Source organism: Selenomonadales bacterium (assembly GCA_017442105.1).
Classification (GTDB): domain Bacteria; phylum Bacillota; class Negativicutes; order RGIG982; family RGIG982; genus RGIG982.
Window position 1 is genome coordinate 1 of the sequence record JAFSAX010000138.1, and the last position, 4,210, is coordinate 4,210.

The following is a 4,210-nucleotide window of genomic DNA, read 5'->3' on the forward strand; positions in this document are numbered from 1 at the left end:
ATGCCGTGTTCACGCGCACCGATAACATCATGCTCGCGGTCACCGATCATCAATACAGACTCTTTTGGATCGTCCGTATAACGGAGTGCCTCTGCAATGACCTGGCCTTTTTCCGTACGCGTACCATCTGTACTCGCCCCGATAATTTTTTTGAAATATTCGCCCATACCATAATGGCGAACGATCGGATCAGCATATATCTCCGGTTTCGACGTAGCTACCAAAAGCGTCTTGCCGTTCGCCTTCAGCATCGCAAGAACGTCCGTTATCCCATCATATACACGATTATCATACATGCCGTCACGCTCGAAATATTCACGATAATCCTGTATTGACTCGCGCGCCTCTGATTCTGTCAGACCATAAAAATGCTGAAACGAATACATAAGCGGCGGTCCGATGAATGGGATCAGCTCTCTTCTGTCCGCCACTTCTATTCCTCTTTTATGCAGCGCATACTGCACCGATTTTATAATACCTTCCTGCGAGTCGGTCAACGTCCCGTCAAGATCAAACAGGATCGTATCATATCGTTTATTCATCGTTATCTGCACCTCTTTTCAAAAGAAACGGCCGATACCGAGGTATCAGCCGCTATCATCAACAAGTATATTATTAGCTGAGCATTCTCTTCATAATTTTGCCCGTCTGGTTTTTCGGCAATGCATCAAGCACAACGATCTCACGCGGTACTTTATACAGAGCAAGATTGCGCGTCAAGTACTGTTTCAATTCTTTGACATCGACCGTTTTATCTGCCTCCGCTACAATGAATGCTTTGACACTTTGTCCGCGAAGTCTATCGTCTACGCCGATAACAGCAGCTTCCAGCACGCCTTCATAGCCGTAGAGAAGTTCTTCGATCTCACGCGGATATACATTTTCACCGCTCGTAATAATCATATCTTTCAAGCGATCCACAATGAAAAGATAGCCTTCTTCATCACAATACCCAACATCACCTGTATGGAGCCAGCCACCACGCAATGTCTGAGCTGTTGCCTCCGGCAGATGATAATATCCGCGCATAACATTCGGACCTTTGACCAACAGTTCACCGACACCATGACCCGAATACTCACCATCAGTCGCTTCGACCTTGACCTCAATACCCGGAAGCGGTGTACCGATCGAACCTATTTTGATTTTTTCAGGCGGATTGACCGTAACAACAGGCGATGCTTCCGATAAGCCATAGCCTTCTTGCAGCTTCACACCGAATCGTTCATAGAACTTCTGTGCGACCGTTTCCGGAAGCGTAGCACCACCTGATACATACGTACGTACTGTTTTCAAAAGTTCAGGGTCGCCGCTGCGAGCCAAAATATTGAAGATCGCAGGCACACCATACATCATCGTTACTTGGTATGCAGCAATCGCCTGCATCGTTTCTTTCGGCGCAAACGCATCAAGAATCGTGATCGAGGCACCATTATACAAAGGATTGATAACAGCACAAAGCCAACCGAATGCATGATACATCGGCAATACACAAAGAGCATTGTCAGCCTCTGTCGTGAATACAACGGCATCAAGCGCATCCGCATTCGAAATCAAGTTCTTATGCGTAAGAACTGCCCCCTTCGGATTGCCCGTTGTACCTGATGTATAGATAATAACACAATCGTGTTCCTCTTCAACCGATTCGCATACAGGCACTCTCTCATACTGACCGCAAGCAATCTCCTTCTCCACATCTGCGATCACAAGCTGATTTACATCCCAATCAACGCCCATCTGCGCAAGCGCTTCATCAAGATCAAGCGTATGCATCGTAACAAGCGTCTTGATCTCAGCGTCCTTCAGCACATAAGCGATCTCACGCGCACTCAGCTGGAAATTAAGCGGCACAACAACACCGCCCAAACTAACGATCGCCATATAGCTGTAAACAAATTCCTTCGAATTACGAGAAAACAATCCGACATTATCGCCTTCACGAACACCCTGCGCATAAAAATACGCACGATATCCTTCAACCTTCTCTTGCATCATTCCATACGTTACAGGACTATCACCATGAAAAACAACCTTATCCGCTTCACCACGAAAAACCAACTCATGTACCAGCATAAGAGCAAACCCCTTCTCTACTTATTTCTCATTCTTTTATTATTGCTATCAAACAAGAACATACTCATTCTATCATAAAATTATAGCATAAATATACTTCTGCGACAATCCTCTACATGATTCATCATAACAATATATTACAGCAATATCAGCCTTGCTTATTTCGATCATTCCTCTTTTTTATCTTCTATTTTAGAATATATTTTGACATATTCTTAATATTTATCTGTATTTTTATTATTTCACTATACATCTTTAAAATTTGCTTGACAAATCAGGTTTACAGTATTACAATCTCAATCGTTAGTATATTTCAACAGCATGAACAAATCTTGTTATTGTCTACTCAGCGCAACAATACATAAACAAAAAGATTTTTGCAGTTGGATCATACCGACAAGATATTATTTTTAGAAAAGAGGCATTATTTATGAATGGTTTAACGATCGTAGGATTCGCCATCGTCATCCTCCTCTGTGCATATCACGGATACGGAAGATGGTTGACGAAAACATGGGGAATCGACCCGAATGCCAAAACACCGGCATTCACTCATCGAGACGGGCAGGATTATGAACCGGCTTCCAAGCTGACCGTATTCGCCCATCAATTCTCATCGATCACAGGTGCAGGTCCTGTCACAGGCCCGATCATCGCAGCAATGTTTGGTTGGCTCCCCGCACTTTTGTGGATTCTAATCGGCGGTATTTTCTTCGGCGCAGTACAAGATTTCACAGCACTCTATGCATCAGTCAAAAACGAAGGGAAATCGATGGGGATGCTCATTGAGAAATATATTGGCAAAGTCGGAAGACGTCTGTTCCTCCTCTTTGCTTGGCTCTTTACCCTTCTTGTTATCGCCGCCTTTACCGACATCGTCGCCAATACCTTTAACGGCTTCCGTCCGAACGGCGACCTCAACATTCCGAACGCAGCAGCCGCATCGATCTCGATGCTCTATATCGTCGTTGCCATCCTGTTCGGCTTGTTTATCAAATATGTTGCACCTTCGGAAAAGTTAAAGCTTGCCCTCGGGCTCGTTCTTTTGTTCGGCATGCTCGCAGTCGGCATTGCATATCCGCTCTACTTCGACAAAACTGCGTGGATATTTATCGTAATGGGATATCTCTTCATGGCTTCTGTTATGCCAATGTGGCTTCTCATGCAGCCGCGTGATTATCTCAGCTCGTTCCTCTTGATCGGCATGATCGCAGGAGCAGTCATCGGTGTACTGGTAGCCAATCCGACTGTTCATCTTCCTGCCTTCATCGGCTTTGAAGTCAACGGCAAATCGATGTTCCCGATGCTCTTCATCATGGTTGCCTGCGGTGCAGTATCAGGCTTCCACAGCTTAGTATCCTCGGGTACTTCTTCCAAAACCGTATCGAACGAAAAAGATATGCTGCTCGTCGGCTACGGTTCTATGATGATCGAAACGCTCCTCGCAGTCGTTGCGCTCGTTATTGTTGGTGCAGCCGCAACAGGCGGAAGTCTTCCAAGCGGTACGCCGTTCCAAATATTCTCCGCTTCTGTCGCAGGATTCTTCGGCATGTTCGGTATGCCAAAAGATATCGCAGTCTGCATAATGACAATGTGCGTATCCGCGCTCGCCTTGACTTCGCTTGACTCGGTTGCACGTATCGGACGCATGTCGTTCCAAGAACTCTTCATGGGTGACAGCACCGATCCCAAATCAATGACACCGATCCAACGAGTATTGACGAATAAATATTTCGCAACCGTCATCACACTCTTCTTTGGTTATCTTCTCTGTCTTGGCGGTTACATGAACGTATGGCCACTCTTTGGCGCAGCCAATCAGCTTCTTGCCGCACTCGTCTTGATCGCTCTTGCGGTATTTCTCAAAACGACAGGCAAAAAAGGCTGGATGCTCTACATTCCGATGTGCACCATGCTCATCGTCACATTCACCACACTCATCATGGCTGTCATCACCATCTTCAAAAAGCTGTTCATAATCGGTGGTTTCGTATTCTTGACAGACGGCCTGCAACTTATCATCGCAATTGCTTTGATGGCACTCGCACTTCTCGTCGCGGCCAACTGCTTCAAAAAATTATTCAGCACAACAGCACATTCAGCATAGATCCACCTACACCCCATTAAACCCGAAGGA

The 4,210-nt window shown here is 45.7% G+C and carries 3 protein-coding genes; 1 reads left to right on the top strand and 2 read right to left on the bottom strand.

Annotated features, from left to right (window positions below; genetic code table 11):
- Both IJN28_05520 and IJN28_05525 read right to left on the bottom strand, forming a co-directional pair.
- Nucleotides 1–542, bottom strand: a 542-nt coding sequence (locus tag IJN28_05520) for an HAD hydrolase-like protein (protein MBQ6713227.1), incomplete at its 3' end; no start/stop codon positions are given.
- 73 nt (nucleotides 543–615) lie between these two features.
- Complete coding sequence (locus IJN28_05525) at nucleotides 616–2,073, bottom strand: AMP-binding protein (GenBank protein MBQ6713228.1); 1,458 nt, start codon at nucleotides 2,071–2,073, stop codon at nucleotides 616–618.
- Between the two features lie 430 nt (nucleotides 2,074–2,503).
- Here IJN28_05525 and IJN28_05530 point away from each other — a divergent pair, with 430 nt between their 5' ends.
- Nucleotides 2,504–4,180 carry a carbon starvation protein A gene (locus IJN28_05530; GenBank protein ID MBQ6713229.1) on the top strand — a complete coding sequence of 559 codons (1,677 nt, stop codon included), beginning with the start codon at nucleotides 2,504–2,506 and terminating at the stop codon, nucleotides 4,178–4,180.
- Nucleotides 4,181–4,210: the final 30 nt, after the last annotated feature.

Coding starts and splice junctions, on each gene's coding strand:
- IJN28_05530 (MBQ6713229.1), top strand. CDS start 2,504: ATGAATGGTTTAACGATCGTAGGATTCGCCATCGTCATCCTCCTCTGT.
- IJN28_05525 (MBQ6713228.1), bottom strand. CDS start 2,073: ATGCTGGTACATGAGTTGGTTTTTCGTGGTGAAGCGGATAAGGTTGTT.